This window comes from Sphingopyxis sp. H053, assembly GCF_001468225.1.
GTDB lineage: Bacteria > Pseudomonadota > Alphaproteobacteria > Sphingomonadales > Sphingomonadaceae > Sphingopyxis.
This window is the reverse complement of the sequence record NZ_LNRU01000006.1, coordinates 111,804-135,163: the sequence shown is the minus strand read 5'-3', so window position 1 is coordinate 135,163 and position 23,360 is coordinate 111,804. Positions and strand designations below refer to the sequence as shown.

The window sequence follows — 23,360 nt, the reverse complement described above, 5'->3', positions numbered from 1 at the left end:
CTGTCACGCCGTTGTTCGCGCCCAGTGTGACAAATGCGTGATTAGGGGGGCGACATTTGCGATTGCCGTCCCTATATGCGCCGCAGTCACTGCCCCCCTGCCCCTGGAATGACATGCTGACGACCCACCCTTTTGATGACGACAAGCTCCGCGAGGAGTGCGGCGTATTTGGTATTCACGGCGCCGATAGCGCTGCCGCGGTAGTCGCGCTGGGGCTTCACGCCCTGCAGCACCGTGGACAGGAAGCCGCGGGCATCACTGCCTTCGACGGCAAGGAGTTCCACACCCACCGCGCGATGGGCCATGTCGCAGGCAATTTTGACCGCGACGACATCATGCGCCAGCTGCAAGGCGGATCGGCGGTCGGCCATGTCCGCTACTCGACGACGGGCGAGACCGCGCTGCGCAACGTTCAGCCGCTGTTCGCCGACCTGTCGACCGGCGGCTTCGCGGTCGCGCATAATGGCAATATTTCCAACGCGGCGGCGCTCAAGAAGGTGCTCGTCCGCCGCGGTTCGATCTTTCAATCGACCAGCGATACCGAGGTGATCATCCACCTCGTCGCAACATCGGCCTATCGCTCGCTGCTCGACCGCTTCATCGACGCGCTGAAGCAGGTCGAAGGCGCCTATTCGCTGATCTGCCTGACCGCCGAGGGCATGATCGGCTGCCGCGATCCGCTCGGCATCCGCCCGCTCGTGATCGGCAAGCTCGGCGACGCGCACATCCTCGCGTCGGAAACCGTCGCGCTCGACGTTGTCGGCGCCGAATTCGTGCGCTCGGTCGAGCCCGGCGAACTCGTCATCATCCGCGACGGCCAGCTGACCTCGCACCGCCCCTTCGCCGACCATGCGGCGCGGCCGTGCATTTTCGAATATGTCTATTTCTCGCGCCCCGATTCGATCGTCGACGGGACGAGCGTCTATTCGGTGCGCAAGGCAATCGGCGCCGAACTGGCGCGCGAAAATCCGGTCGATGCCGACCTTGTCATCCCGGTTCCCGATTCGGGTACGCCCGCGGCGATCGGTTATGCCCAGGAATCGGGCATTCCGTTCGAACTCGGGATCATCCGCTCGCACTATGTCGGGCGCACCTTCATCCAGCCGGGCGACAAGGTCCGCCATCTCGGGGTCAAGCTGAAGCACAACGCCAACCGCGCGCTGATCGCGGGCAAGCGCATCGTGCTGATCGACGATTCGATCGTGCGCGGCACGACCAGCCTGAAAATCGTGCAGATGATGCGCGATGCCGGCGCGACCGAGGTGCATATGCGCATCGCGAGTCCGCCGACGCAGCACAGCTGCTTCTATGGCGTCGACACGCCCGAACGCGCCAAATTGCTCGCAGCGCAGATGAGCGTCGGCCAGATGGCGAATTTCATCAACGCCGACAGCCTGTCCTTCATCTCGATCGACGGCCTGTATCGCGCACTGGGCGAAGCGAAGCGCAGCGACGACGCGCCGAAATATTGCGACGCCTGCTTTACCGGCGACTATCCGACCACGCTGACCGATTTCGACGAGCATGGGCTGGAAGATCAATTTTCGCTGCTTGCCGAACGGGTTGTCTGACAGAATGAATACGACGTCTAAAGAACTGGCGGGCCAGGTTGCGCTCGTCACCGGGGCAAGCCGTGGCATCGGCGAAGCGATCGCCGAATCGCTCGCCGCACGCGGCGCGCATGTCGTGATCACCGCACGCACCGCAGGCGGGCTCGAAGAACTCGAAGACCGCATCCACGAAGCCGGCGGCAGCGCGACGATCGCGCCGCTCGACCTCACCGACGGCGACAGCATCGCGCGCCTCGCGAGTGCAATCGCCGAACGCTGGCAGCAACTCGACATGCTCGTGCTCAACGCCGCGATGCTCGGCACGCTGACCCCCGTTGCCGCCATCGACGGCAAGGAATTCAACAAGCTGCTGACGCTGAACCTGATCGCGCAGCAGGCGCTGATCGCCAATTTCGACCCGCTGCTGCGCCGCGCCGCGAACGGCCGGCTGATCGCATTGTCGAGCAGCGTCGCGCGCGAACCCCGCGCCTATTGGGGCGCCTATGCGGCGTCGAAGGCGGCGTTCGAGACGCTTGTTACCAGCTATGGCGCCGAAATGCGCAATATCTCGACCGTACGCACCGCGATCCTCGATCCCGGGGGCACGCGGACGCAGATGCGCGCGCGCGCCTATCCGGGCGAAGACCCGCAGAGCATCAAGGACCCCGCCGCAGTCGGCGAATTTGTCGCGGCGCTGATGGTCGAGGGCTTCGACAGCACCGCCTTCCACGCGCTGCCCAAGGTCATGGAAAAAGCTTAACGCCATCTTTGTTTTCCTGCGCTAAGACGCTCGCATAAGAGGGTTTGCGAGGGCGCGGGAATGACCAAGGATATTTTGCGGACGGCGATTGCGGCGGTGATCGGCATCGTCGTCGCGTTCGGGCTGATCTGGCTCGCCCAATATGCCGGCAGCGAAATTTCGCCCGACGTCTATGACCCCGACAGCGGCGAAGTCCTGATCCCGATCGGATCGACAATCGCGCTGATCGTCGGCTGGTTCATCGGCACCTTCGGCGGCAGCTGGTTCGCGATGCGCATTTCGGCAGGCACCGGAGCCGGGTGGATCGTCGCGGGCGCGGTGATCGGCGCGGCGCTTTACCGCGCCGTCACGCTGGCTGACGCATGGTGGATCATGGCGCTGGGCGTCGCCGTCCCGCTTGTCGCGGTGTGGCTGGCCCAGCGCGCGACGGCAACTGCCGTCGATTAATGCACGTCGCCCCCGCGAAGGCGGGGGCCGCTGGAAGCCTTACGCTACATCGCCAGCGGCCCCCGCCTTCGCGGGGGCGACGGCTTATTTCGCTTCCTTGTCTACAGCGGCCTGCACGCTCTTGTAGAACGCCTCGCGCGCGGCGCCGACGCCCTCGGGATCGGTGGCGGTCGGCCAGTTGCCGTTCGACGCGATCACCAGTTTGCGTTTCGGGTCGATGAAGATGCCCTGCCCGAAGATTCCCTGCGCCGCGAAGCTGCCATCGTCGTTGGTCCACCACTGATAGCCATAGCCGCGGCCCGGCAGGTCGATCCCCGCCTGCTTCGTCGTCGCCGCGGGCAACCAGTCGTCGGGAAGCACCTTTTTGCCGCCCGCAACCCCGCCGTTCAGGATGAACTGGCCGAAGCGCGCATAATCCTTGAGGCTCGCCGACATACAGCAGCCACTGATCTCGTGCCCCGTCGCGCCGAGCATCCACACCGCGTCCTGCTCCATCCCGAACGGCTTCCACACCTTTTCGGACAGATAGGCCGACAGCGTCTTGCCCGTCGCGCTCGACACAAGCACGCCGATCAAATTGGTTTCGCCGGTCTTGTACACCCACTTCGACCCGGCAGGCGCTTCGCGCGGCAAGGTCTTCATATAGCTGACCGTTATGTCCTCGCCGGCAACGGGCTTCTGCATATTGAACAAAGCGACGTCGGACTTGGGATCGGTATAATCCTCGTTCCATTTGACGCCCGAGGTCATGGTGAGCAGCTGCTTCACCGACACATCGTCATAGGCCGAGCCCTTGAGGCCCGGAATATAGACGGTGACCTTGTCGTCGAGGCTCTTGATATAGCCGTCCTTCACCGCCGCGCCGACGAGCGTCGAGGTGAAGCTTTTGGCGACCGAGAAACTCGTCCAGCGGCCCGCGGCGCCATAGCCGAGCGCATATTTCTCGAGCCGGATCTTGCCGTCCTGCACGATGATCAGTCCGGCATTGCGCTGCTTCGCCATATGGGCATCGATATCATCGAGGTCGATCGGCTTGCCCTGCGGCAGCGGATAGACGGGTCCGCCCGCCTTCACGGTGTTGACGACAACCTTGGGGACCGTCTCCATCGTACGGAAGGCGGCGTCGCGTTGATCCTGGGTCCAGAACAGCACATTCAGATCCTTTGGCAGTTTATCGGTGGTCTCGGTCGGTGCGGGCGCGCTGCACCCCGCCGCCGCGGTGCACAGCAGCACCGCCGCCAAAAATCTTCGCATGTACGTCTCTCCCCCTGTTTTCAGGCTGTCTTTTCGAGTGTGACTTGCGCGACGTCGATGCCGCCGCCACGAAAGCCGCCCTCGCAATATTGCAGATAATAGCGCCAGAGCCGGACGAAGCGCGCGTCGAACCCCGGCGGAAGCTGGTCCGCAGCAACCGCCGCGTCGAAGCGCTCGCGCCATTGGCGCAGCGTCTCGGCATAGTCGCCGCCGAAGCGGTGCACGTCGCGCCACGCAAGGCCGCGCGCCTCGGCAAGCGCGCGAAAGCGGCTTTCCGAAATCAGGCAGCCGCCCGGAAAGATATAGGCCTGGATGAAATCGCTGCTCGCAGCGTAGCGGTCGAACAGCGCGTCGTTGATCAATATATACTGGATCGCCGCCTTGCCGCCGGGGCGCAGCAGCCGCGCGATCGCGTCGAGATAGGCGGGCCAATAGGCCTCGCCCACCGCCTCGACCATCTCGACGCTGGCAATCGCGTCATAGGGGCCCTGCGCGTCGCGGTAATCGCAGATTTCGATGCGAGAGCGATCCGACAGATCGACCGCCGCGAGCCGCGCGTCGGCGATTTCGGCCTGCGCGGGCGACAAGGTGATGCCGGTGTAGAGCACGTCGTGGCGTTCGACCGCGCGCTCGGCGAGCGCCCCCCAGCCGCAGCCGATCTCGAGCAGCCGGCTTCCCGACCGGAGATCGAGCCGGTCGAGGATCGCGTCGACCTTTGCCGCCTGCGCCTCCTCGAGCGACTGGCCGGGATCGGTGAACAGCGCACTCGAATAATTCATGCTCGGATCGAGCCACAAGCGATAGAAATCATTGCCCAAATCATAGTGGGCGTGGATATTCCGCTTCGCGCCGCGCCGATCGTTGCGATGGAGCGCGTGGATCGCCTTATTAAGCCATCGCCATGGCCCATGCGCGCGCGCGACATTGCCCAGCGCTTCTCCGTTGCGCATGAACAAGTCGAACAAAGGCACCGGATCGGGCGACGACCATTCGCCGGCTTCCCACGCGCGATACCAACCCACCGAGCCCGAAAGCGCCAGTCGTGCGAGCGAGGCCCAGCTGTGGAGATGAACGACCGCAACCGGCCCTTTGCCGCGTCCGCCGAGCAGGCGCACGCTGCCGTCGGGCAGATGGCTCTCGATCGTTCCGTGGGCGAGCCCCGCATCGATCCGGTCGAGCATGCGGTGAAAGAGACTCGCGGGCGCGAGCGCGATCAGCCGCGCCATGCCGCCGCCCGAGCGATAGGCACGGTCGGCGCGAAGCAGTTCCTTACCGCGGCGCGGGCTGACATGCGTGTTCATTGTCACCTTCCTGCCTCAAACGCATCGCGCTGACAATCGGTTGAAACACGCGGCGCCATGACGTCACGCGGGCGCGCTCATTCGGGATGGCTGGCGGTGTCGGGCGCGGTCAGCCGAACCTGGAACCGATCCTGCGCGAGCGGGTGCATGAAACGCTGGTCGCGCAGCAGGATCGCGTCGCCATCGCTTTGCGCCACGGGCATCCGCGACCAGAACAGGAAAGCGCGCGCCGCGGGATCGGCCTTGACCCAGGTCGCGAGGCGCGGATCGTCCATGCCGGTCGGTGCGCCGGTCAGATTGACTTCGCCGCCGGCGCCCGGAACGAAGCTTGCGTTGCCATAGCGGTCGGCGGTCCGCCAAAAAATGTCGCGCTTCCAAAAGGCAAGCGGCGGCGGGCTTGCAACGACGAGTGCGTCCTTTTGACCGCTCGCCTCAAGCGCGCGCGAGGCCATGCGCTCGGCAGCGCCGGTGATGAGGCCGTTAACGAAGATATAGGCACACACAGCGGTGAAACCGATCCACGCCGGGCGTCGCCAGTTCGCCGCCCCGCGCCGCTCGCCGCGCAGCGACAGCCAGAGCGACACGGCGAGCGCGATCCATATCCACAGGTCGATGATGAAGATGCTGTCGCCGTAAAACCAGCGATGGCTGAACGGTTCGAGCAGGCGAATGCCGTAATTGTTGAGCCAGTCGAGCGCCGGATGGCTGAGGCAGCCGATATAAGCGAGCGCGAGCAACCAGCCCTTGTGGACCGGAAGGCGCCCCGCCGGCCGTTTTCCGCGCCGCTCCTGCCAGCGGTCGAAGGCGAGCATCAGCCCCCACAGCAGGATCGGCAGCACCAGCAGCGCGATCGGCCCATGGGTGATCCCGCGCCGCATCGACAGCGATTCGATGCCATAGACCGCGCAGGCCGCGTCGATATCGGGCAGGTTCGCCGCGATGATCAGCGTCGGCATCGCAAGGCCGGTTTTCTTCTTGAGCCCCATCTGGCCAAGAACCGCGCCGACGAGGCTGTGGGTCAGATTGTCCATACCGAGCTATAGATCCGGCGCGCGGTGCCGCGGCAAGATCAGAGCTCGGGCCCGCCCTCGGTCACCGTCCAGGTCTGTCCCTTTTTGAGCAGGCTCTGCAGGTCGGCCGTCTTGCCTTCGGCAGCCGCCTTGTTCTGGCGGACGACGTCGGCCTCGAAGGTCGGGCGCGGGTCGTCGTAGAGGACGCCCAAGGCCATCGGGAATTCGCCGAAGCGCATTTCGACGAGCATATGCGCGACGCTGCGGTTCGTGACGTCGTGGACGATGACGCCGGCCGCCTGCCAGTCGCCATCGACGACATCGACGGTCTTGAGGTGCAGCGCCTCGGCGTCGAGCGCGATGCCCTTGGTCCCCTTGGCATAGATCATCGGTTCGCCATTCTTGAGCCAGAGCTGGCGATCCTCGGCGCCCTTCGGCGCGGCGAAATCCTCGAACACGTCTTTGTTATAGACGATACAGTTCTGGAAAATCTCGATAAAGGCCGCGCCCTTGTGGGCGTGTGCAGCCTTCAGCACGTTCGGCAATTCCTTCGACACATCGAAGCCACGCGCAACGAAGCGCGCTCCGGCGCCGAGCGCGAAGGCCGCGGGCTGCGCCGGGCGGTCGACCGAGCCATAAGGCGTCGACGGGCTGGTCGTGCCGACGCGGCTGGTAGGAGAATATTGCCCTTTTGTAAGGCCATAGATCTCGTTGTTGAACAGCATGATCTGACAGTCGAGATTGCGGCGGATCAGGTGCATCGTGTGGTTGCCGCCGATCGACAGCCCGTCGCCGTCGCCGGTGACGATCCAGATGTCGAGGTCCGGGTTGGCAAGCTTCAGCCCCGTCGCGAACGCCGGCGCGCGGCCGTGGATCGTGTGAAAACCATAGGTTTCCATATAATAGGGGAAGCGCGACGAGCAGCCGATACCGCTGACGAACACGGTGTTTTCGGGCGTCGTGCCGATTTCGGGCATCGTGCGCTGCACGGCTTTCAGGATCGCATAGTCGCCGCACCCGGGGCACCAGCGGACTTCCTGATCGGTTTCCCAATCCTTGAGCGTCGTCGTCCGCGCGATGGTGGTCATTTCATTCACTTGAGTGCCTCCTCGATGGCGGCTTCGATTTCGGCGATGGTGAAGGGCTGGCCCGACACCTTGTTCACCGGCTTCGCATCGACCAGATACTGGTCGCGCAGCACGGTCTTGAGCTGACCGGTGTTCATCTCGGGGACGATCACCTTGTCATAGCTTTTCAGCAATTCGCCGAGATTGGCGGGCAGCGGCCAGATGTGGCGGATATGGACGTGGCTGACGTCGAGGCCTTCGGCGCGCTTGCGGCGCACGGCCTGATGGATCGGGCCGAAGGTCGAGCCCCAGCCGACGACCGCGAGCTTGCCGCCCTCGGCGCCGAGTTCGACGACCTGGTCGGGAACCTTGATGCCGTCGATCTTGTCCTTGCGGATATCGGTCATCGCCTGATGGTTTTCGGGCGCATAGTTGATGTGCCCGGTGTCGAGTTCCTTCTCGATCCCGCCGATCCGGTGGAGCAGGCCCGGCGTACCCGGCTTTACCCACGGACGTTTGAGATTTTCATCGCGGCCATAGGGCTTGAACCCGCCCTCGGGCGCTTCGGTGAGGAATTCGACCGGGAAGGCTTCGTAGGTCGTGAGATCGGGCACTGCCCACGGCTCCGCCGCATTGGCGATATAGCCGTCGGTCAGCAGCATCACCGGGGTCATATATTGCACCGCGATACGCACCGCCTCGATCGCGCATTCGAACGCGTCTCCGGGCGAGCGCGCGGCGACGACGGGCATCGGCGCGTCGCCGTTGCGGCCATAGACCGCCTGATAGAGATCGGACTGTTCGGTCTTCGTCGGCAGGCCCGTCGAGGGGCCGCCGCGCTGCGAGTTGACGATGACGAGCGGCAGCTCGGTCATAATCGCAAGCCCCATCGCCTCGCCCTTCAGCGCGATGCCGGGGCCCGACGAGCTGGTGACGCCCAGCGAGCCCGCATAGCTCGCGCCGATCGCCGAGCAGATCGCGGCAATTTCGTCCTCGGCCTGGAAGGTCGTGACGTCATATTCCTTGAGCCGCGACAAATGATGCAGGATCGCCGATGCCGGCGTGATCGGATAGCCGCCGAAGAACATCGGCAGCTTGGCCAGCTGCGCGCCCGCAACGAGGCCGAGCGCGATGCCCTCGGCGCCGGTCAGCGTGCGATAGAGGCCGGGCGCCACCGGCGCGGGATCGACATGATGCTGCTTGAGCGGGCCCGCGAGCTCGGCGGTCTCGCCATAGGCGTGCCCCGCGTTGAGTGCCGCGACGTTCGCCGCGGCGAGATCGGGCGCTTTGGCGAATTTCGCGTTGAGCCAGTCGATCAGCGGCTGGCGGTCGCGGTCGAACATCCAGAGCGCGAGCCCCAGCGTCCACATATTCTTGCAGCGGAGCGCTTCCTTGTTGCCGAGCCCGAACGGCTTCACGGCATCCATCGTCAGCTGGCTGATGTTGAGCTTGAGCAATTGCCACTTCGCGAGGCTGCCGTCGTCGAGCGGGTTCGCCTCATATTTCGCTTTGGCGAGATTGCGGTCGTTGAACTCGCCCTCGTCGGCGATGATCAGGCCGCCCTGCTTCAATTGCGGCACGTTGGTCTTGAGCGCTGCGGGGTTCATCGCGACGAGCACGTCGGGCGCGTCACCCGCGGTGTCGATCGCCGACGATCCGAAATTGATCTGAAACGCCGACACGCCGAACAATGTGCCCTGCGGCGCGCGGATTTCGGCGGGGAAATCGGGGAAGGTCGCAAAGTCGTTGCCCGCGAGCGCGGAGGACAGAGTGAATTGACCGCCGGTCAACTGCATCCCGTCGCCACTGTCCCCGGCAAATCGTACAACTACCGCATCCGAAAGGGGGGACTGCCGTTTGTCGGCCTGGTCCACTACCGCTGTCGCCATTATCTCTTCTGCCTCAAATCTTGCGAACCTGTGACATCGGCCTAGGCCGGTGTGCGCCAAGCCGCAATTGAGAAAAAATTGTACCCTGCAAAGCGTGAAGCGCAGGTGAGTTTCATTTCGGGATTGAATTTGCCCCGCCGATCCCGAATAGCATGGCGAAAATGGCGATCAGGGAGAGACGCAGATGACCGACGGCACCACCCCATATACGCGCCCCGACGTGGCGGCTTTCCTTGCTTTCCTGAATGCGCAGGAAGGCCCGAAGATGGAAGAGATGCCACCCGAGGGCGCGCGCGCGATGTTCCGCATGATGGGCCAGCTCGCCGATGTGCCGCGCGGCGAGATCGCGCATGTCGAGAATCGCACCATCCCCGGCCCCGCCGGCGAGATCGCTATCCGCATCTACGACGACCGCCCGGCCCGCGAAACCGGCCCGGTGATGGTTTTCTATCATGGCGGCGGCTGGGTGATCGGCGACCTCGACACGCATGACGCCTATTGCGCGGAAGCGGCGCGGCTGCTCGACATGCCCGTAATCGCGGTCGATTACCGCCTCGCGCCCGAACACCCCTTCCCCGCCGCGCCGATCGATTGCGAGGCCGCGACGCGCTGGGTCGCCGACAACATTCCCTGCACCGGGCTTGTCCTCTCGGGCGAAAGCGCCGGGGGCAATTTGACGATCGCCACCGCGCTCACGCTGCGCGACAAGCCGGCCTCGAAACCGGTGATCGCGATCCATCCGATTTATCCCGCCGTGACGACGCACGACGACTGGCAAAGCTATCGCGATTTCGGCGAAGGCCATCTGCTGACGCAGGGCAGCATGACCTGGTTCGGCAATCATTACGCCGCCGACCCCGCCGACTACCGCGCCTCGCCGCTCGATTTTCCGGCCGCGGGACTGCCTCCGACGCTGCTGATCACCGCCGGGCTCGACCCGCTGCGCGATCAGGGGCGCGCCTATGCGGCAAAGCTGATCGAGGCCGGGGTGCCGACCACCTATCGCGAGGCGACGGGAACAATTCACGGCTATATCAACCTCGCGCAGGGGATTCCGAGCGCCAAAGAAGATATTCGCGGGGCATTGACCGTATTGAAAGCGATCGTCGCTGAAGCTACCGGGGCGGCATGATCGACCATAGCTCTCTCCCTTACCGTCCCTGCGCGGGCGTCATGCTCGCCAATCGTGATGGCCGCGTCTTCGTCGGCCAGCGGCTCGATACGTCGAGCGAGGCGTGGCAGATGCCGCAGGGCGGGATCGACGATGGCGAAGATGCCGAGGAAGCGGCAATCCGCGAACTCGGCGAGGAAACCGGCGTCCATGGCGGGTTGGTCGAAATCATCGCGCGCAGCCGCGAGGAATATTTCTATGACCTGCCCGACCATCTGATCGGCAAGATGTGGGGCGGCAAATATCGCGGCCAGCGCCAGCACTGGTTCCTGATGCGCTTCATGGGTGAGGATGGCGACGTCAACATCCACACCAAGCATCAGGAATTCCGCGCGTGGAAATGGGCCGAGCTGAACGAGATCGAGAAACTGATCGTCCCGTTCAAGCGCGTCCTTTACCGCGGGCTGGTCGAGGAATTCGGCCCGCTCGTCTGATCCTTGAGCGTCAGCGCGGTGCGGAAGACCTCGGCGAACATTTCGGGCGTCAGCCGCCCGGTATTCGTGTTGTAGCGCGAGCAGTGGTAGCTATCGATCAGATGCCGTCCGTCGGGCAGCATATGCACTGCGCCATGGCCGAAGGGGGAGCCCGCGAGGCGCGCGCCAGCCGCCCTTAGCGTGGCGTCATGCGCGATCCGCCCTAACGCGATGATCACGCGAACTTTCGGCAACGCTGCCAGCTGCGTTTCGAAAAACGGGCGACAATTCGCGATTTCGGCGGGCGTGGGTTTGTTCTGGGGCGGCAGGCATTTGACGCTGTTGACGATAATCGCGCCGTCGAGCGTCAACCCGTCGTCGATGCGCGCATCGTAGCGGCCCCGACTCAACCCGAATTCGGCGAGCGTCGCAAACAGCAGGTCGCCAGCATAGTCGCCGGTGAAAGGCCGGCCGGTCCGGTTCGCGCCATGCTTGCCCGGCGCGAGTCCCGCAAAAGCGAGCCACGCATCGGGATCGCCGAACGCATGGACCGGGGCATTCCACCAATCGGGATGCTCGGCTTGGCATTCGCGGCGAAACGCGACGAGCCGCGGGCAGCGCGGGCAATCGCGCGGCGGCTCGGTTCCGGGCAATGGGCTGTCAATTTCCACGCATCTGCGATAGGCGCGGGGCCATGAGCAACGCAATGCCGCTTCCCCTCTACGCCATCGGGCTCGGATCGAATCGGCGCCATGCGCGGTTCGGCGACCCGCGCGCGGTGCTGCTCGCCGCACTGGCGGCGCTGGAGAGCGCCGATATCGAGGCGGTCGACGCGAGCCCGATCATCGCGAGCGATCCGCTCGGCCCGTCGCGCCGCCGCTACGCGAACGCCGTCGCGCTCGTCGCCTCGCCGCTCAGCCCCCCCGAAATGCTCGCACGGTTGCAAGCGATCGAGGCGAGCTTCGGCCGCCGCACCGGCCAGCGCTGGAGCGCACGGACGCTCGACCTCGATATCCTGCTCTGGTCGGGCGGCGCCTGGTCCGACGGCACACTGACCATCCCGCATCCCGCCATCGAAGAGCGTGCGTTCGTGCTCGGCCCGCTGCGTGCGATCGTCCCCGAATGGCAGCATCCGCTGCATGGTCGCAGCGTCCGCCAACTCGCCGCGCGCCTGGCGCGTCCAAAGCCGGTTGACCGGACCGCATCGGCGCACTAGGGCGACGGCTCACTTCGCAAGCCCGCTTCGGCGGCGCCGCGATGGGCCCTTAGCTCAGTCGGTAGAGCAACTGACTTTTAATCAGTAGGTCGCTGGTTCGAACCCAGCAGGGCTCACCACTTTTCAGAGGCTTGATTACTTCATTCAGAACCAGGAATGCTCCAGGCAACATTCCTTCCCTTCACATCGGCTATGGCAAGCGCTCGCGCTCAACCTGATTATCCTGACTTTAGAGGCAGTAGCCTGCATGCCACCGGAGCGGGCTGCCAGCCCTGCGTCGGATTTTCTCCAGGAGCTTTCCCAGATGAAGCAGCTTGTCGCATTCGATCTCGACGGAACTCTCGCTGAAAGCAAACAGCCGCTGTCCGACCGGATGGCGGAGGCGTTCGCCGATCTTCTGCAGGTGGCCCAGGTCGCCGTCATATCCGGTGGCGACTGGCCCCAGTTCGACAAACAGGTAGCCAGCCGATTGCCGCAGCGCGCTAATCTCGCGCAGCTATGGTTGATGCCGACAACGGGAACCAAGCTTTATACCCACGGCGACGGGAAATGGTCCCCAGTCTACGCCGAACTCTTCGATGAGGCGCAAAAACAGACGATATTTGCGGCTTTCGACGCTTCGCTCGAAGCTACCGGCTTCGTACCTCAGGAAACATGGGGAGAACGGATCGAAGATCGCGGCAGCCAGATCACATTTTCCGCCCTCGGCCAGCAGGCGCCGATTCACGCCAAGGAAATCTGGGATCCCGATTTTGCGAAGCGGAAGATCATTCAGGCAGATTTGCGCACGCGCCTGCCGGGGCTGTCGATCAACATGGGCGGCGCGACCTCGATCGATATTACGCGCGAAGGCGTCGACAAGGCTTATGGCCTCAAGAAACTGCGCGACGCGAGCGGCATACCGCTCGACGCGATGATGTTCATCGGCGACGCGATCTTTCCGGGCGGGAATGATTATCCTGCGAAACAACTCGGCCTGGACACCGTCCGCGTTCGCGATCCAGAGGAAACACTGGCTGTGATCGGAGCGATTGTCGCCTGCCAAAAGAGGTAAAATCCCGCCGATGGCAGCCCAAATCATGTGGTTCGCATAATTCCCGCCGCCTGCAGGGTATCGATGATCGATGCAATCGACTTGAGAGCCGTGGCAAGGTCGACGGGATCAGCGACTTTCGGCAGCATCGGGAGCGGCAAAATCGACGCGATCTGCCGGCCATAGCCAGCCTCGAGCAGATGGATATCATAATGCCAGCCGGCGCGGGGGTTGACGATAGCATAGGCGGCGTGGCCCTTGCTGTTGGTGCTCACCGCCGCCGATTTTACAAAGCCTTGGTTCGCGTAGATGCGCCCCTGGTTGACGCCGAAGCCGGTTTCGCCCGGGGCCATGAACGATTTGTCGGTAACCCGTCCATTGCTGCCGATTTCGGCGGTCATGGCATAAGTGATCGCCCGATCGGTGAAGTTGCCAGCAATGGTCTGCATGACATAAAATATGCCATCAGTGTCGGAAGCCCACGTTAGGCGCAGGATTTGACCGTCAGATATTGCCTTATTGCCTGCTATCAGGGTGGCGGTCGCACCAGCGGGGATGGTCCAGCCAGCCGTGCCGTCAACAAACGCAGGGTTCTTCAAGAGATTACCCATCACGTTCATCGCGACAACGTCGATCATCGGCTCCGAGGCAGAGACGTTCTGAATTTCCTTGACGGTGATATCCTCAAGGATCGGTAGCACCGCCGAGTAATAGGACCGCAAGCGGCTGATGCGGATGGGGCACTTGCCAGACCGATCATATTCATCCCACCACCTATTCGCGGCCGCCTCGTGGACGTCCCTTCGAAGATCGCTATTGACCATCTTTATTAGGCCATCGGTCCGCGAGGATACGAAGATAGGTCGGCGCAACTCGGTGCCATAGCTCTGCTCCACCAGCAGCATGGTCTTAAAGGCGCTCAGTTCGTGATGGTATCCGTCGATCAGCGTGTTCTTGGCGTTAACGACGTGGAGACTGTCTTTCCTGGCGTTGCCATTGAGGTCGAGGACCAGATTCTGGAAAGTGACATGGGTGGTGGGGTTCTTGTTGGTGGGATCGCCAACGCGAATCAGGGGGTCACTGTTGCTTCCCGTGAATCCCGTCTTGTCGATGTCCCGAAACATCAGATGGTGCCCCTGGACGTTGATGAGCTGCTCCGCCCGGCCGACGAAACGGATGCGCTCGAAGGTGGCGCATTGGCTGTAGCAGTCTCCCAACGCGATCCCATAGGGGGCGGCAATGTCGACGTCGGCGATGCGATAGTTGGTCAAAAAGGACCCACCCGATGTGTCGTGAACATGAGCGATATCAGGGTGCTTGCGCACAAATGCTCCGCCCGCCTTGAGAACGCTGTAGGCGCCGCCCTCGATCCTCCATTCGTTCGCCCAGCCCGTTTGCAATTTCGAGCCACCCACACGGAAAATCTCGTCTCCGGTGGCATCTTTCGCGAGCGTGAGTCCGCTGGCCAAGCCATTCAATCCCCGTACCGCTGTCTTGGCCCATAGCGTCGAGGGAGCCTTAACGGCGTACTGTCTCGGCAGGGTGACGCTCTTGACCGCGTCCGCCGCGACGGCGCCACCATCGGAATAGGTGACGGAGTTCATCTGCTTCTGCGCATCGAGCAATCTACCGATTACGGCGGCGTTGTCGGCGGCTGTAGCTAGAGCTCCTCCGTCCTCGACACTAACCGCATTGTCGAGCAGCGTTTCATGTACGCTGCGGACTACCATTCCGTCGCCGGATCGTTTGAAGGGCACCTTGGCCGAACTGCGATAAGAGTGGGGCTGCCAAGTCTGCTCCGTCGTGCCGACGGTGATCATACCCTTGGTGGCCAAAGCCCAAGCACCGGCCTGATCGCCCCCGTCGACCTGAACGAGCGCCCCGGTAACTGCCGCACCGCTGGTATTGAAGTCCGCTGCGCGCGACCAAGCGCCGCTAGCGGCGACATAAACGCCGTTCTCACTACCGCTGTTCTGGTTCTTCACCAGCACGCGGTCGGTGGGAACCACTGCTACATCATCGATTGTCTGCGCACCGGAGAGCAAAATGTTTGTAGTGGTAGCGGCGACTACGGGGTCTATGATCGAGTAACCTGCTGCAGCGGCGACTTCATTGACCGCTTGGTTCAGGAGTTCAATCATCTCAGCGCTGGTGGCATTTGCAGGCACGGGAACGCCGGCAATCAAGCCGGCACGACGGGCGATATCTTCGACGGAAGCTCCACAAAGACCGCCACTTGCAAGCTGGATGAGCTCGCGGCGGTTCGGCAAATTATCGACCATTTGGTATTCCTTCTTACTGCGCCAAGCGGCTTACGTTCATCCATCCCCCTTGTATCACCCTTTGATCATTACCGAGTAGGCGCTCCAGAATATCTTAGCGTTTTCAGTTACAACAGCTTGGCGACCGCGCACCGTGCGATGTCGGCCAGCGATCTGAGCCAATGGCAGCTTTCATCAGTTGGAGCCTGCAGGCGCAATTTGCACGGAGCAAAACACCGATGCGTGTATATTTTCCGCTCGCTTGGCACGCGCTTTCAAGCGCGCCGCGCAGCGCCACCATCATTCCATCGATATAATGGCAGTTCGGTGCCGACGTGGCACGCAAAAGGCCAGCCTTCGGGACGCTTTGCCCGAAAGCCGGCCTTTCGACTGTCCGCCCGGTTGAACCCGGCGAAACCTCACCATTTGTAGCGCAGCGACCCCACGACGGTCCGCGACGCGCCGAAATAGCAGCTGTTCGAGAAGAAGCAGGACGAGACGTGCTGCTTGTCGAACAGATTCTGTGCGTTCACCGCGACGCTGAGGCCGTCCAGCGCCGGGCTGGCATGCCCGAGGTCGTAGGCGAGCATCGCGTCGAACAAAGTGAAGCTCTTCGTCTTGAACAGTTCGAAGGTCGTCACGCTGTTCACGACCTTGTAGCTCGTCGAGCCGAAAGAGCCGCCGACATAGCGGAAGCCCGCGCCGAGACTCAGGCCGCCAAGCGAGCCTTCGCCCGCCCCGCCGCGGCCGAAATCGTACGACAGGAAGCCCGATGCCTGCCACTCGGGCACGCCGAGCGGGACGGTGCCCGTGGTCGACGGCGTGCCGGTGCTGCCCAGCCGGGTGAGCGTCGGCGCCGAGGCGGGAACGGGGGGGGCGCCCTGCGTGATCAAAGCATCGGTGTAGGTGCCGGCAAAGATGATATCGAGCCCCGGGCGGAGCTCGCCGCGGGCTTCGAGTTCGACGCCGCGGACGCGCGTTTCGCCGATCTGGATCTGCGAATTCGCCGGCCGGCCGCCGGTGCCCGCGAGCGGATCGCCGACCGGAACATTCTGCCGCTTCAGCTCATAGGCCGAGAGCGTGATGAGCGCGTTCAGGCCGCGCGGCTGATATTTGAGCCCCGCTTCATACATCTTGCCCGTGGTCGGCGAGAAGGGATTGCCGAGATAGTCGGCGCCCGCCTGCGGCTCGAAGGATTCGGTGTAGCTCACATAGGGCGACAGGCCGAATTCGAACTCATAGAGCGCGCCAAAGCGCATCGTGAAGGCGCTTTGCGAGAGCGGCGTCAGCACGCGGTTCTTCTTGTTGAGCGTGCGCTGGTCATACGAGTCCCAACGGCCGCTCGCGATCAGGTGGAGCCCGCCGATTTTCACCTGGTCCTGGATATAGATGCCCGTCTGGTCGCGCGTCGTATAGCTGTTCGTGTAGGCAGCCGAGAGCAGCTTCAGGTCGAGGCTGGGGATGCCGACACCATAAACGGGCGCGTAGAGGTTGAGGTTCGGAATGCTCGTCAGCGGGTTGGCGGTCTGCCCGGTATTGAACTGCTGGAAATTCTCGCCGGTGATCCGCAGATAATCGAGGCCGACCAAGATGTCGTGCTCGATGCCCGCGGTTTCGAACTTCGCGTTGAAGCTGCTGTCCATCGTCAGCGTGTCGAAATCCTCGTCGGCGCCGCCGCCGCCGCGGATGATCGTGCTGTAATCGGTGTTGATATTGAGCCCGGTGCCCGTCGTCGCAAAGCCGCCCACATAAAGCTGGCGGTAGCTCAGCTTGTTGTTCTGGAACCGGACGTTCGACCGAAACGCCAGATGTTCGTTGAACTCGCGCCGGAACAAGAGTGCGACCGACTTCTGCTTGTGATCATAGACCTCATAGGCGGGATCGCCGGTGTTGATATGATATTCGACCGGGCCGGCGGGGCTGGGCAGCACGCTGCCATAGGCCGGCACGCCCGAATAGCCGCTGCCCGACGGCGCATGCTGATAGGATGCGATGAGCGTGATGTTCGTCTGGTCGTCGGGCGCGAAGGCGATCATCGGGCTGATGTGATAGCGCTCGCTCTCGGTGCGCTTGGTGAAGCCGTCGGCCTTCTGCCACCCGCCGACAAGACGCACGCGCCACTTGCCCTCGGCATCGAGCGGCTGGTTGATGTCGCCGACGAAGCGCAGGCTGTCATAATTGCCGACCTGCGCCTCGAAGCGGCCGAACGCTTCGGCTTCGGGCTTCTTGCTCGACAGGTTGATGAGGCCGCCCGGGGTGCCATTGCCATAAAGGACCGATGCCGGCCCCTTCATGATGTCGATCTGCTCGATGCGGTTGAAATCGGTTTGCGGGGTCGAATAGGGCCCCGCGATCAGCCGCATGCCGTCGAGGAAGAAGCCGGGCGAAAATCCGCGCAGATACATCTGGTCGTAACGCGACACCGTGCCGCCGCGCTGGTTCGCCGCGACGCCGGCGACATAGCCTACCGCCTGGTTGAGCGAGATCGCATTGCGGCGCTCGAGTTCTTCGCTGTCGATCACCGTGATCGTCTGCGCCGTTTCGATCAGCGGGGTTCCCGTCTTGGTCGCCGACGAGACGCTGGCTTCGCGGAGGCCGGTCACAACGATCGTCTCGCCTGCCCCGCCGCTCTCGGCCGCGTCTTCGGCCGCCCAAGCTGGTTGCGCGCCCACAAGCATCGCCGCGGCAAGCGCAGCGCGCGACAGATTCGACCGCACGACGGCGCGCGAGTTCGGCTTCATGATAACCCCTTATTGCTATTGCTACAGATTCGCAGTTGCAGCTAGTCGCATAATCTGTTTAGGGCAAGTCGAAGTCGGACGATTGACGATGAAGGGGAAAATGGCGGGCTCATCTATCGCGAACGGCCGAATGGCCGCGCGGGCATTTACCGCGATCGTCGGCGGCTATGCCGCGGCGGCGGGCTTCGTCTCGCTGCTCGCGCGGATCGCGCCGGTCGACCGCGCCGAGGCGACGATATGGGCGATGACGTTGTCGTTCCTTGTCTATGCGGGCCTCCTCCTCTGGGCCTTTCATGAAACCCGGCTTGCCCGCGTCGCGGTCGCCATCTGGGGTCTTGCGTTCGGGACGGTCGGAATTCTGTGGCTGCTCGGACCAGCACTATGAGCAAAGTGGCATCGAACGAGGCGCCGGGCGTTCGCCAGTCGATGGCGTGGATCCACGGCTGGCTCGGGCTGCTCGCGGGGTGGATCCTGTTCGCGATGTTCCTCACCGGGACCGCGAGCTATTTTCGGCCCGAAATCACGCGCTGGATGCAGCCCGAGATCGACCTGCACCCGGTCGCGCCCGCGACCGCCGCGGACACCGCGGTCGCACACCTGCAAAAGGTCGCGCCGACCGCCGAGCAATGGTTCATCACCCTGCCCGATGCGCGCACGACCGCGACGCGCATCTTCATTCGCGAGCGCCCGAACCCCGATCCGAATGCGAAGCCGGCGCCGCGCCGCGCCGAATTGCGGCTCGACCCGGCGACGGGCGAAGAAGTGACCGCGCGCGACACGCGCGGCGGCGAGCATTTCTATCGCTTTCACTTCCAGCTGCAGATCCCGCATCCGTGGGGACGCTGGCTCGCCGGGCTCTGCGCGATGGCGATGCTGGCGGCGATCATCTCGGGCGTCATCACGCACAAACGCATCTTCGTCGATTTCTTCACGCTGCGGTGGAGCAAGGGGCAGCGCAGCTGGCTCGATGCGCATAATGTATCGGCGGTGATCGCCCTGCCCTTCCACGCGATGATCACCTACACCGGGCTCATCACGCTGGTCGCGATGTATATGCCGTGGCCGATCGAGGCGAACTACAAGGATCCGGCGACGTTCGAGACCGCCGTCTTCGGCGCCGAGCCCGACGGCGAGGCAACGGGGCTCCCTGCCGCGCTGACGCCCGTCGCGCCGCTCATCGCCAGGGCATCCGAAGAATGGGGCGGCGGCCGGCCCGCGACGATGGTTGTCCGCAATCCGAATGACGCGACGGCTACCATCACCCTGTTCCAGAGCGCGAAGGATCGGCTCAACGCGCGCGGCGGATCGATCGTCTTTTCGGGCGTCGACGGGCGGCGGCTATCGGCATCCCCACCTCCCGGTCCGGCTGCCGAGACGAGCGGGGTCATGCTCGGTCTGCACATGGGCAGCTTCGCCGGTCCCGTGCTGCGCTGGACCTATTTCCTGCTCGGCCTTGCGGGTACGGCGATGGTCGGCACGGGCCTCATGCTGTGGACGGTCAAGCGCAAGCGTCCGGGCGCGGAGCCCTTCTTCGGAATAAGATTGGCCGAGCGGCTGAACGTCGGCGCCATCGCCTGTCTTCCCGCGGGCATGGCCGCCTTCCTCCTCGCCAACCGCCTGCTGCCGGCGACTCTGCCAGCGCGCGGGGACGTCGAGGTGAGCATCATGTTCTGGACCTGGTTCGGGCTCGCAGCGCTGGCCTGTGTGCGGCCGATCCGCCGCGCCTGGACCGAAACGCTGGCGATTGCGGCGGTCGCTTTCGTTGCGCTGCCGCTGGTCAACGCGCTCACGACCGATCGGGGATTTGTCCGGTCTTTCGCGAACGGCGACTGGTTGTTCGTCGCGTTCGATCTCGCGATGCTTGCGACGGGCGCGTTGCTTGGCTTCGGCGCCTGGCGGGCCGCGCAAATATCGTCGCACCCGGCACGGAAACCCCGCGCCGCAGCGCGTCCCGCCAACCCGTTGCGCGAGGCCGTCGATGCGCGTTGAGCCGGCCCTTCTCTCCTATGCGGCGCTCGCGTGCCTTGCATTGAGCACCCACCGGTTGCGGCGGGACGTCGCGGTCGAGCGCCTTCCGACTGTCGCCACTCTGCGCACGTTCGCCGTCGTGCTGCTCGTTCTCGCGGCATGGCGCGCCGTCCATGACTTCGGTCCCTATCAGGGGCCCGTCGCCTTCATCGGCATGGTCTCGATCGCCGGGCTGCCGCTCGTGCTGCTGCTTTCACGCTGGCCGAGGGGTACGTTGGTCACGGGACTCGCCACCGCGGCGGTGGCGCTTGGCATGTTGATACCGCTCGGCTGACGCTTACCAGCGCAGGAAGCCGGGCAGGATCAGCCGGCCGGCGATCGCCGAGAAGGGCACCGCCGACGCATGCCAGAGCGTGATGTGGACAAGGTCGTCGCTCGAGCACAGCAGCGCGACGATCGTTGCCCCCGCCGCGCCCGCCGCAACCCCGATCACCCAGCCCGCGCGCGTCGGCGAGGTCGGCGCGCTCGCCCGGAGCCAAAGGAACAGCGCCGCCCCGACGCCCAGCCCCGAAACCACGCCTTGCGCGAGGCAGTGAATGTCGAAGCCGCGCCGCGCGGTGTCAGCGGGGCCATGCGCATCGCCGAAAAACACGAACAGCGCCGCGAGCGGCAACGCCAGCAACGCGCCCACCGCCCAGCGCCAGCCGCCATAGTCGCGCCCGACGCCGGGCAGCCCCATGCGCAGCGCGCTCCATACCGCGGCGACACCCGCGGCGGCGAGCAACCAGAAGGCAAGCATCGAAAGCGGCGGCATTGCGCCCGTGGCGAGATCGTGCCGCCTCCCGAACAGCCCGACCAGCAAAGCGCCGACGCCCAGCCATCCGGCCGCGACCCACAGCGACCCGCGCACGACGCGCCGTGGGCGAACGGGCTTCAGGTCGCTTGCCAAGCCGTCGATCAGCTCGTCGATCGATGCGTCCTTCATCTCACTCACTCTCGATCAGTTCGGCGAGCTTTTTGAGCCCGCGATGGATATTCACTTTGACGAGCGATTCGCTCTGCCCCGAAATCTGCGATGCCTCGGCGATCGAAGCGCCCTCGATCTTCACCAGCGTGATCGCCTGCGCCTGCCCCGGCGGAAGCAGCGTCATTAGATGGTCGATGCTGAGCTTTGCGTGCACCGCCTCGTCCTCGGCGCCGACCGCGGCGTCGTTGTCGCCCAGTTCGGCCTCGTCGCGCTGGCGGCGGAGCATGTCGATCCAGCGATAGCGGGCGATCGCCGCAAGCCACGGGAGGAAAGCCCTGCTGCTATCCCATGTCGCCAGCTTGCGGTGCATCGACACCAAAGTTTCCTGGACGAGATCGTCGATATGGTGCGGCGCAATCCGCCGCGCGAAATAGCGCGTGAGCCATTTGCGGCAATCGCCGAGCAACGCACGATAGGCCGCGCGATCCCCCCGCTGCGATGCCGCCATCAGGCGCGCCAGCGAAGGTTCGTCGATGCTCAATTGGCGAATCCTAACAAAAGCGAATGACGGCGTTTGAAGACCTGTTCGCCGATATCGCAGCGAAGGTTACACCAAAACCGGCGAATGGCCGGCGGACAATGATTTGGCAGGATGTCGCGGATAGAATAGGTCCATCCGCGACGGTCGCTGCGCGCGAATGGAGATGATCGAGCGATGAATATTCTACTGACCGGCGGCGCAGGATATATCGGCAGCCATGTCGCGGCGCCGCTTGTGTCGGGCGGCCATCATGTGGTGTGCTTCGACAATCTGTCGAACAGCGATCCCTCGGTCATGGAGCGGCTTGAGGCGATCACGGGCCAGCCGATTCCGCTCGTCACCGGCGATATCCGCGACGGCGATGCGCTGCGGCAGGTCATGACCGACCATAGGATCGAGGCAGTGATCCATTTCGCGGGCCTGAAGGCGGTCGGGGAATCGGTCGCCGAGCCGATGAAATATTACGACAACAACGTCCGCGGCACATTGTCGCTGCTCGAAGCAATGGCCGATTGCGGCGCGAAGACGCTCGTCTTCTCGTCGAGCGCCACGGTTTATGGCCAGCCCCAATATCTGCCGCTCGACGAGAATCACCCGACCTCGGCGACGAACCCCTATGGCCGCACCAAGCTGATGATCGAGGAAATGCTGGCCGACGTCGCCGCCGCCGATCCCGAATGGCGGATCGCGATCCTGCGTTACTTCAACCCGGTCGGCGCGCACGACAGCGGGCTGATCGGCGAAAATCCGAACGGCATTCCCAACAATCTGATGCCCTTTGTCAGCCGCGTCGCCGCCGGGCGGCTGAACGAGCTGTCGGTGTTCGGCAACGACTATGACACGCCCGACGGCACCGGAGTGCGCGATTATATCCATGTCGTCGACCTCGCCGACGGCCATGTCGCGGCGCTGGCCGCAATCGCAGAGGCCGACCAGCCGCTGTCGATCTGGAACCTCGGCACCGGCCAGGGCTATTCGGTGCTCGACATGGTCGAGGCGTTCGAGCGCGTGAACGGGGTGCGCATACCCTATCGCATCGCGCCGCGCCGCGACGGCGATGTCGCAAGCTGCTTCGCCAGCCCCGACCGCGCCGCGCGCGAGCTGGGCTGGACGGCGGAGCGCGATCTCGACGCCATGTGCTCGTCGAGCTGGAATTTCGAGCGCACCCTTGCCGGGCGCAACGCCGACTAGCTCAGCCAGCCCGCGGTCTGCACCAGCACCCACAGGCCGATCACGAGGAACAGGCCCGCAGCGACCTTGCGAACCTTCGCCAGATCGACGCGCTTGAGCAGTTCGTGGCCTAGGAAGATCGCGGGAACGTTGGCGATCATCATGCCGAGCGTCGTGCCCGCGGTCACCGAAACGACGTCGTGATATTGCGCGCCGAGCGCGATCGTCGCGACCTGCGTCTTGTCGCCCATCTCGACGAGGAAGAAGGCGACGAGCGTCGTCAGGAACGCCCCGAACCTCGGCTTTGGCGCGTCATCGTCCTCGAACTTGTCGGGGATCAGCGTCCACGCCGCCATCGCGATAAACGACAGGCCGATCGCATAGCGGAAAACCGGGCTGTCGAGGAAAGCGGCGGCCGATGCGCCGAGCAGCGCCGCGAGCGCATGGTTGGCAAGTGTCGCGAACAAAATGCCGAGGATGATCGGCGCCGGGCGGTTGAACCGTGTCGCGAGCAGGATCGCGAGCAGCTGCGTCTTGTCGCCGATTTCGGCGAGCGCGACGACGGCGGTCGAGGTGAACAGGGCTTCCATGGGGTACTCCG

22 protein-coding genes and 1 tRNA gene are annotated in these 23,360 nt (G+C 64.1%); 12 read left to right on the top strand and 11 right to left on the bottom strand.

The features are described from left to right. The first annotated feature begins 113 nt into the window (after positions 1-113). Genes purF through ATE70_RS13065 form a run of 3 tightly spaced genes read left to right on the top strand, consistent with a single transcriptional unit; the run spans position 114 to position 2,757 of the window. Positions 114-1,571, top strand: coding sequence for an amidophosphoribosyltransferase (gene purF, locus ATE70_RS13075; RefSeq protein WP_058538348.1), 1,458 nt, complete (start codon positions 114-116; stop codon positions 1,569-1,571). Positions 1,572-1,575: 4 nt separating this feature from the next. After that, positions 1,576-2,310, top strand: coding sequence for an SDR family NAD(P)-dependent oxidoreductase (locus tag ATE70_RS13070; RefSeq protein WP_058538347.1), 735 nt, complete (start codon positions 1,576-1,578; stop codon positions 2,308-2,310). A 60-nt stretch (positions 2,311-2,370) separates the two neighbouring features. Continuing rightward, on the top strand, positions 2,371-2,757 hold the full coding sequence (locus ATE70_RS13065) for a hypothetical protein (RefSeq protein ID WP_058538346.1): 387 nt from the start codon (positions 2,371-2,373) through the stop codon (positions 2,755-2,757). A gap of 84 nt (positions 2,758-2,841) precedes the next feature. Here the strand turns inward: ATE70_RS13065 and ATE70_RS13060 are convergent, their stop codons facing one another. The 5 genes from ATE70_RS13060 to ATE70_RS13040 form a co-directional block, all read right to left on the bottom strand. Continuing rightward, positions 2,842-4,011 (bottom strand): serine hydrolase domain-containing protein, encoded by a 1,170-nt coding sequence (locus ATE70_RS13060; RefSeq protein ID WP_058538345.1) that lies wholly within the window; start codon positions 4,009-4,011, stop codon positions 2,842-2,844. 20 nt (positions 4,012-4,031) lie between these two features. Continuing rightward, complete coding sequence (locus ATE70_RS13055) at positions 4,032-5,312, bottom strand: SAM-dependent methyltransferase (RefSeq protein WP_058538344.1); 1,281 nt, start codon at positions 5,310-5,312, stop codon at positions 4,032-4,034. A gap of 77 nt (positions 5,313-5,389) precedes the next feature. Beyond that, positions 5,390-6,343 (bottom strand): metal-dependent hydrolase, encoded by a 954-nt coding sequence (locus ATE70_RS13050; RefSeq protein ID WP_058538343.1) that lies wholly within the window; start codon positions 6,341-6,343, stop codon positions 5,390-5,392. Positions 6,344-6,381: 38 nt separating this feature from the next. Continuing rightward, on the bottom strand, positions 6,382-7,419 hold the full coding sequence (locus tag ATE70_RS13045; RefSeq protein WP_058538342.1) for a 2-oxoacid:ferredoxin oxidoreductase subunit beta: 1,038 nt from the start codon (positions 7,417-7,419) through the stop codon (positions 6,382-6,384). Then, complete coding sequence (locus tag ATE70_RS13040; RefSeq protein ID WP_058538341.1) at positions 7,416-9,278, bottom strand: 2-oxoacid:acceptor oxidoreductase subunit alpha; 1,863 nt, start codon at positions 9,276-9,278, stop codon at positions 7,416-7,418. The genes ATE70_RS13045 and ATE70_RS13040 overlap by 4 nt, the downstream gene beginning before the upstream one ends. Positions 9,279-9,462: 184 nt before the next feature. Between ATE70_RS13040 and ATE70_RS13035 the strand changes: the two genes are divergently transcribed. After that, on the top strand, positions 9,463-10,410 hold the full coding sequence (locus ATE70_RS13035; RefSeq protein WP_058538340.1) for an alpha/beta hydrolase: 948 nt from the start codon (positions 9,463-9,465) through the stop codon (positions 10,408-10,410). Then, the gene (locus tag ATE70_RS13030) at positions 10,407-10,883 is read left to right on the top strand and encodes an RNA pyrophosphohydrolase (protein WP_058538339.1); all 477 of its coding nucleotides are present in this window, start codon (positions 10,407-10,409) and stop codon (positions 10,881-10,883) included. Before ATE70_RS13035 ends, ATE70_RS13030 begins: the two co-directional genes overlap by 4 nt. Here ATE70_RS13030 and ATE70_RS13025 read toward each other — a convergent pair. After that, positions 10,844-11,533 carry a uracil-DNA glycosylase gene (locus tag ATE70_RS13025; RefSeq protein WP_058538338.1) on the bottom strand — a complete coding sequence of 230 codons (690 nt, stop codon included), beginning with the start codon at positions 11,531-11,533 and terminating at the stop codon, positions 10,844-10,846. The genes ATE70_RS13030 and ATE70_RS13025 overlap by 40 nt on opposite strands. A gap of 23 nt (positions 11,534-11,556) precedes the next feature. Between ATE70_RS13025 and folK the strand changes: the two genes are divergently transcribed. The 3 genes from folK (at position 11,557) to ATE70_RS13010 (ending at position 13,132) form a co-directional block, all read left to right on the top strand. Beyond that, entirely contained in the window at positions 11,557-12,078 is a 522-nt protein-coding gene (gene folK, locus ATE70_RS13020) for a 2-amino-4-hydroxy-6-hydroxymethyldihydropteridine diphosphokinase (protein ID WP_156419621.1), read from the top strand. A gap of 43 nt (positions 12,079-12,121) precedes the next feature. Continuing rightward, positions 12,122-12,197, top strand: a tRNA-Lys gene (locus ATE70_RS13015). A gap of 185 nt (positions 12,198-12,382) precedes the next feature. Next, positions 12,383-13,132 (top strand): HAD-IIB family hydrolase, encoded by a 750-nt coding sequence (locus ATE70_RS13010; RefSeq protein WP_058538337.1) that lies wholly within the window; start codon positions 12,383-12,385, stop codon positions 13,130-13,132. A gap of 23 nt (positions 13,133-13,155) precedes the next feature. On the opposite strand, the gene ATE70_RS13005 is transcribed toward ATE70_RS13010, so the two are convergent. Both ATE70_RS13005 and ATE70_RS13000 read right to left on the bottom strand, forming a co-directional pair. Beyond that, entirely contained in the window at positions 13,156-15,393 is a 2,238-nt protein-coding gene (locus ATE70_RS13005) for a hypothetical protein (RefSeq protein WP_058538336.1), read from the bottom strand. A gap of 398 nt (positions 15,394-15,791) precedes the next feature. Next, on the bottom strand, positions 15,792-18,113 hold the full coding sequence (locus ATE70_RS13000) for a TonB-dependent siderophore receptor (RefSeq protein ID WP_058538335.1): 2,322 nt from the start codon (positions 18,111-18,113) through the stop codon (positions 15,792-15,794). A gap of 130 nt (positions 18,114-18,243) precedes the next feature. Between ATE70_RS13000 and ATE70_RS12995 the strand changes: the two genes are divergently transcribed. From ATE70_RS12995 to ATE70_RS12985, 3 genes are read left to right on the top strand one after another with little or no spacing between them, the layout of a single operon-like run. Continuing rightward, positions 18,244-18,498, top strand: a complete 255-nt coding sequence (locus ATE70_RS12995) for a hypothetical protein (RefSeq protein ID WP_058538334.1) — start codon at positions 18,244-18,246, stop codon at positions 18,496-18,498. Then, complete coding sequence (locus ATE70_RS12990) at positions 18,495-20,102, top strand: PepSY-associated TM helix domain-containing protein (RefSeq protein WP_058538333.1); 1,608 nt, start codon at positions 18,495-18,497, stop codon at positions 20,100-20,102. Before ATE70_RS12995 ends, ATE70_RS12990 begins: the two co-directional genes overlap by 4 nt. Beyond that, a complete protein-coding gene (locus ATE70_RS12985; RefSeq protein ID WP_058538332.1) occupies positions 20,092-20,415 on the top strand; it encodes a DUF3325 family protein in 324 nt (107 codons plus the stop codon). Before ATE70_RS12990 ends, ATE70_RS12985 begins: the two co-directional genes overlap by 11 nt. Positions 20,416-20,418: 3 nt before the next feature. Here the strand turns inward: ATE70_RS12985 and ATE70_RS12980 are convergent, their stop codons facing one another. Both ATE70_RS12980 and ATE70_RS12975 read right to left on the bottom strand, forming a co-directional pair. After that, complete coding sequence (locus tag ATE70_RS12980; protein WP_058538331.1) at positions 20,419-21,066, bottom strand: NrsF family protein; 648 nt, start codon at positions 21,064-21,066, stop codon at positions 20,419-20,421. A 1-nt stretch (position 21,067) separates the two neighbouring features. After that, complete coding sequence (locus ATE70_RS12975; protein ID WP_082639862.1) at positions 21,068-21,589, bottom strand: sigma-70 family RNA polymerase sigma factor; 522 nt, start codon at positions 21,587-21,589, stop codon at positions 21,068-21,070. Positions 21,590-21,763: 174 nt separating this feature from the next. On the opposite strand from ATE70_RS12975, the gene galE reads away from it, so the two are divergent. Next, on the top strand, positions 21,764-22,780 hold the full coding sequence (galE, locus tag ATE70_RS12970; protein WP_058538330.1) for a UDP-glucose 4-epimerase GalE: 1,017 nt from the start codon (positions 21,764-21,766) through the stop codon (positions 22,778-22,780). Here galE and ATE70_RS12965 read toward each other — a convergent pair. Next, complete coding sequence (locus ATE70_RS12965; protein WP_058538329.1) at positions 22,777-23,349, bottom strand: TMEM165/GDT1 family protein; 573 nt, start codon at positions 23,347-23,349, stop codon at positions 22,777-22,779. The two genes, galE and ATE70_RS12965, sit on opposite strands and share 4 nt — an antisense overlap. Between the last annotated feature and the right edge of the window lie 11 nt (positions 23,350-23,360).

Coding starts and splice junctions, on each gene's coding strand:
- galE (WP_058538330.1), top strand. CDS start 21,764: ATGAATATTCTACTGACCGGCGGCGCAGGATATATCGGCAGCCATGTC.
- ATE70_RS12980 (WP_058538331.1), bottom strand. CDS start 21,066: ATGAAGGACGCATCGATCGACGAGCTGATCGACGGCTTGGCAAGCGAC.
- ATE70_RS13010 (WP_058538337.1), top strand. CDS start 12,383: ATGAAGCAGCTTGTCGCATTCGATCTCGACGGAACTCTCGCTGAAAGC.
- ATE70_RS13030 (WP_058538339.1), top strand. CDS start 10,407: ATGATCGACCATAGCTCTCTCCCTTACCGTCCCTGCGCGGGCGTCATG.
- ATE70_RS13050 (WP_058538343.1), bottom strand. CDS start 6,343: ATGGACAATCTGACCCACAGCCTCGTCGGCGCGGTTCTTGGCCAGATG.
- ATE70_RS13040 (WP_058538341.1), bottom strand. CDS start 9,278: ATGGCGACAGCGGTAGTGGACCAGGCCGACAAACGGCAGTCCCCCCTT.
- ATE70_RS13065 (WP_058538346.1), top strand. CDS start 2,371: ATGACCAAGGATATTTTGCGGACGGCGATTGCGGCGGTGATCGGCATC.
- ATE70_RS13005 (WP_058538336.1), bottom strand. CDS start 15,393: ATGGTCGATAATTTGCCGAACCGCCGCGAGCTCATCCAGCTTGCAAGT.
- purF (WP_058538348.1), top strand. CDS start 114: ATGCTGACGACCCACCCTTTTGATGACGACAAGCTCCGCGAGGAGTGC.
- ATE70_RS13060 (WP_058538345.1), bottom strand. CDS start 4,011: ATGCGAAGATTTTTGGCGGCGGTGCTGCTGTGCACCGCGGCGGCGGGG.
- ATE70_RS12990 (WP_058538333.1), top strand. CDS start 18,495: ATGAGCAAAGTGGCATCGAACGAGGCGCCGGGCGTTCGCCAGTCGATG.
- ATE70_RS13000 (WP_058538335.1), bottom strand. CDS start 18,113: ATGAAGCCGAACTCGCGCGCCGTCGTGCGGTCGAATCTGTCGCGCGCT.
- ATE70_RS12965 (WP_058538329.1), bottom strand. CDS start 23,349: ATGGAAGCCCTGTTCACCTCGACCGCCGTCGTCGCGCTCGCCGAAATC.
- ATE70_RS13055 (WP_058538344.1), bottom strand. CDS start 5,312: ATGAACACGCATGTCAGCCCGCGCCGCGGTAAGGAACTGCTTCGCGCC.
- ATE70_RS12995 (WP_058538334.1), top strand. CDS start 18,244: ATGGCCGCGCGGGCATTTACCGCGATCGTCGGCGGCTATGCCGCGGCG.
- ATE70_RS13070 (WP_058538347.1), top strand. CDS start 1,576: ATGAATACGACGTCTAAAGAACTGGCGGGCCAGGTTGCGCTCGTCACC.
- ATE70_RS13035 (WP_058538340.1), top strand. CDS start 9,463: ATGACCGACGGCACCACCCCATATACGCGCCCCGACGTGGCGGCTTTC.
- ATE70_RS12985 (WP_058538332.1), top strand. CDS start 20,092: ATGCGCGTTGAGCCGGCCCTTCTCTCCTATGCGGCGCTCGCGTGCCTT.
- folK (WP_156419621.1), top strand. CDS start 11,557: ATGAGCAACGCAATGCCGCTTCCCCTCTACGCCATCGGGCTCGGATCG.